Below are 676 nucleotides of genomic sequence, written 5' to 3' on the forward strand. Positions count from 1 at the left end.
GCTCTGCTATTTCCAGAATTTTTAGCCCAAAGCGCTTCTTAGTATTTCATTATGCTTTTATTAGATGCGTTTGCCCTGGGTACAACCGCGCTTTAGCAGTAACGAAATGCCCGATTCTATTCGCTATGCTTTGGACAAGTTCGAGTCTAAGTTAAGCGAGCAGGTACAGAAGGATGTAGAAGCACGTTATGCGAGTAGGTTAACTGAAGCTAAAGCTAAGGATGCCCTACTACCTAAAGGTGTTAACGGTCGCGCACAAAGCCCTCACCAAACAAGTATAGAAGCAGAGATGATTGTGGAAGAACACAAGCTGCTTGCAAACCCGTCATACAAACACAAACTAGCTGCTGAGGAAACCCGTTTAGTCCGTGAGTACCAACGTCAGCAGCGTGCAGTGAATAATCCACTCGTGCAGGTGCAGAAATGATGGACTACGGTTACATTACCAATGCAGAAAAACGTCAGTTCCTCCACCTGGCTGTAAAGGAGAGTTTGATGCAACGCCGCATACAACTTCTCAAACAACTTTCTGTGGCATTCAACTCCCACTACATCAAAGAGTTGGACGATATCGCAACTTTTATCAATAACTTAGATACTACCTAGAGCAGAGATTGGTTAACATAGAAAGGTAGCTAAGTCTGGAATCAGCCATGAAACTCAAAGACGCTCGCTA

Annotated in this window: 2 protein-coding genes; both read left to right on the plus strand. The window is 44.2% G+C overall.

Translation table 11 applies throughout. The features are described from left to right. Window positions 1–64: 64 nt before the first annotated feature. Window positions 65–427, plus strand: coding sequence for a hypothetical protein (locus DSM107010_RS37920; RefSeq protein WP_127025473.1), 363 nt, complete (start codon window positions 65–67; stop codon window positions 425–427). Then, window positions 424–606 (plus strand): hypothetical protein, encoded by a 183-nt coding sequence (locus tag DSM107010_RS37925; RefSeq protein ID WP_127025475.1) that lies wholly within the window; start codon window positions 424–426, stop codon window positions 604–606. Before DSM107010_RS37920 ends, DSM107010_RS37925 begins: the two co-directional genes overlap by 4 nt. Window positions 607–676 lie beyond the last annotated feature (70 nt).

It is taken from the genome of Chroococcidiopsis cubana SAG 39.79, from assembly GCF_003991895.1.
Taxonomy (GTDB): domain Bacteria; phylum Cyanobacteriota; class Cyanobacteriia; order Cyanobacteriales; family Chroococcidiopsidaceae; genus Chroococcidiopsis; species Chroococcidiopsis thermalis.

Excerpts from the sequence above, each read along its gene's own strand:
- DSM107010_RS37920 (WP_127025473.1), top strand. The coding sequence starts at position 65 with ATGCGTTTGCCCTGGGTACAACCGCGCTTTAGCAGTAACGAAATGCCC.
- DSM107010_RS37925 (WP_127025475.1), top strand. The coding sequence starts at position 424 with ATGATGGACTACGGTTACATTACCAATGCAGAAAAACGTCAGTTCCTC.